Here is a 2,913-nt window from a genome sequence, read left to right as displayed (position 1 = left end):
CGCGAACGCCGCCTTCAAGTCGGCCATCCGGCGCCGCTCGCGCGCGATCATCATCCGGTTCACGACGATCACGCCGATCGTCACGGCCGTGATGAACAGCGTCGCCAGTGCGTTCATCTCCGGGTTCAGCCCCAGCCGCACGCGCGAGAACACCACCAGCGGCAGCGTCGTCGACCCCGGCCCCGACAGGAACGCCGACAGCACCAGGTCGTCGATCGACAGCGTGAACGACAGCAGCCACCCGGACAGCAGCGCCTGCGAGATCAACGGCAGCGTCACCACGAAGAACACCTTCAGCGGCGTCGCGCCCAGATCCAGCGCGGCCTCCTCGAGCGACTTGTTCATCTCCTTCACGCGCGACTGCACGATGATCGCCACGTACGACACGCACAGCATCACGTGACCGATCCAGATCGTCAGCATCCCGCGACCCTTCGGCCAGCCGAACATCTGCTCCAGCGCCACGAACAGCAGCAGCAGCGAAATGCCCTGGATCACTTCCGGAATCACCAGCGGCGCGTTGATCATCCCCGTGTACAGCGTGAAGCCCTTGAAGCGGCCGAAGCGCGCGAGCACGAAGCCCGCCCACGTGCCGATCACGACCGACGCGGTCGCCGTCAAGAGGCCGATCTTCAGCGACAGCCAGGCGGCCGTCAGCAGCTCGTCGTCCTCCAGCAGCGCCGCGTACCACTTCAGCGAGAAGCCCGACCACACCGTCACCAGCTTCGACTCGTTGAACGAGTACACGATCAGGCTGATGATCGGGATGTACAGGAACAGGAAGCCGAAGGCGAGGACGCCCGTCGACAGCGGTTTGCTCGGCTTGATCATTTCGCTTCCTCCAGTTCCTTGACCTGGTAGTACTGGAACAGCGCCATCGGCACCAGCAACAGCAGCACCATCGCGACCGTCACCGCGGACGCCATCGGCCAGTCCATGTTGTTGAAGAATTCATCCCACATCACGCGGCCGATCATCAGCGTGTCGGCGCCGCCCAGCAGCTCCGGAATCACGTACTCGCCGACCGCCGGGATGAACACCAGCAGGCTGCCGGCGATGATCCCGTTCTTCGACAGCGGCAGCGTGATGCGCGTGAACGCGACCCACGGCTTCGCGCCCAGGTCGTACGCGGCTTCGAGCAGCGTCAGGTCCATCTTCACGAGGTGCGCGTACAGCGGCATCACCATGAACGGCAGGTACGAATAGACCATCCCGATGTAGACGCCCGCATCGCTGTGGTACAGCCGCAGCGGCGTGTGGATGATGCCCAGCGCGATCAGCGTGTGGTTCAGCAGGCCGTCATCCTTCAGGATGCCGATCCATGCATAGACGCGGATCAGGAACGAGGTCCAGAACGGCAGCATCACGGCCATCATCAGCACGTTGCGGCGGTTCGGTTCCGAGCGCGCGATGTAGTACGCCATCGGATAGCCGATCAGCAGGCACAGCACCGTCGACACGGCGGCCATCTTCAGCGAGCTGAGGTAGGTCGCGATATACAGGTCGTCCTGCAGCAGGAACGCGTAGTGCGACAGCTGCAGCGCGAAGTGCACGACGCCGTCCTTGATCTCGACGAGCGACGTGTACGGCGGAATGCCCATCACCTGGTCGGCGAAGCTGATCTTCAGCACCAGCACGAACGGCAGCGCGAAGAACACCGCGAGCCACAGGAACGGCACGCCGATCGCGACGCTGCGGCCCGACGGCAGGAAGCGCGACAGCGCGGCGAAGCGGCCCGGGCGCGGCCGGCCCGCACCGGTGCTCGCGGCGCCGGTCGACACCGGCGTGGAAGGCGTGGAAGCAGAGGTTCTCATCGCGTCGTCCTCATTGCGTCAGCACGACGCCGCTGGCGGGCGACCACGACACGAACACGTCGTCGTTCCACGCCGGCGCGGTGTCGCTCATCAGGTGCGAGCTCGACAGGTTCGACACCACCGTCTTGCCGCTCGGCAAGCGCACGTGGTACAGCGAGTAGCTGCCCATGTACGCGATGTCGGTCACGACGCCGCGCGCCCAGTTGTGTTTCGAACCGGGCTTCTCGCGCGACACGTGAATGCGTTCCGGGCGCACCGAGATGCCGACCGGCATCCCGAGCGGACCGGTGATGCCGTGGCTCACGTACATGCGCGCTTCGAGGTCGTCGCTCTCGACGAAGATGTGATCGGGTTCGTCCTCGACGACGCGGCCTTCGAACAGGTTGGTCGAGCCGATGAATTCGGCCGAGAAGCGGCTGTTCGGGAATTCGTAGACTTCACCCGGCGCGCCGATCTGGACGATCTTGCCTTCGCTCATCACCGCGAGGCGGCTGGCCATCGTCATCGCCTCTTCCTGGTCGTGCGTGACCATCACGCAGGTCACGTCGACCTTCTCGATGATGTTCACGAGTTCGAGCTGGGTTTTCTGGCGGATCTTCTTGTCGAGCGCCGACATCGGCTCGTCGAGCAGCAGGAGCTTCGGGCGCTTGACCAGCGAGCGGGCCAGCGCGACGCGCTGCTGCTGGCCGCCGGACAGCTGATGCGGCTTGCGCTGCGCATACTTGCTCATCTGCACGAGCGCGAGCGCATCGGCCACGCGCTCCTTGATCTCGTTCTTCGGCGTGCCTTCCTGCTTCAGGCCGAACGCGACGTTCGATTCGACCGTCATGTGCGGGAACAGCGCGTACGACTGGAACATCATGTTCACCGGGCGGCGGTACGGCGGCAGCGACGCGAGGTCCTCGCCGTCGACGAAGATCTTGCCGGAGGTCGCCGTTTCCAGCCCGGCGAGCATGCGCAGCAGCGTCGACTTGCCGCAGCCCGAGCTGCCGAGCAGCGCGAACAGCTCGTTCTTCGCGATCGTCAGGTTCACGTTGTCGACGGCCGTGCTGTCGCCGAATTTCTTCACGACGTTTTCGATGCGCACGAAGGCGTCGTT

Annotated in this window: 3 protein-coding genes; all 3 read right to left on the bottom strand. The window is 64.7% G+C overall.

Translation table 11 applies throughout. The annotated features are described in order from the left end of the window. On the bottom strand, nt 1-831 hold an 831-nt coding region (locus tag HWX87_RS37545), incomplete at its 3' end, for an ABC transporter permease subunit (RefSeq protein WP_176051826.1). Continuing rightward, nucleotides 828-1,814: an ABC transporter permease subunit gene (locus tag HWX87_RS37540; RefSeq protein ID WP_176051825.1), complete on the bottom strand. Its 987-nt coding sequence runs from the start codon at nt 1,812-1,814 to the stop codon at nt 828-830. The genes HWX87_RS37545 and HWX87_RS37540, both read right to left, overlap by 4 nt. Nucleotides 1,815-1,824: 10 nt before the next feature. After that, nucleotides 1,825-2,913: polyamine ABC transporter ATP-binding protein (gene potA / locus HWX87_RS37535; protein WP_176051824.1), on the bottom strand; the 1,089-nt coding region annotated here is incomplete at its 5' end.

The organism is Burkholderia sp. BCC1644 (genome assembly GCF_902833225.1).
GTDB lineage: Bacteria > Pseudomonadota > Gammaproteobacteria > Burkholderiales > Burkholderiaceae > Burkholderia.
The sequence above is the reverse complement of the archived record's forward strand: the minus strand, read 5'-3'. Positions and strand labels throughout refer to the sequence as shown.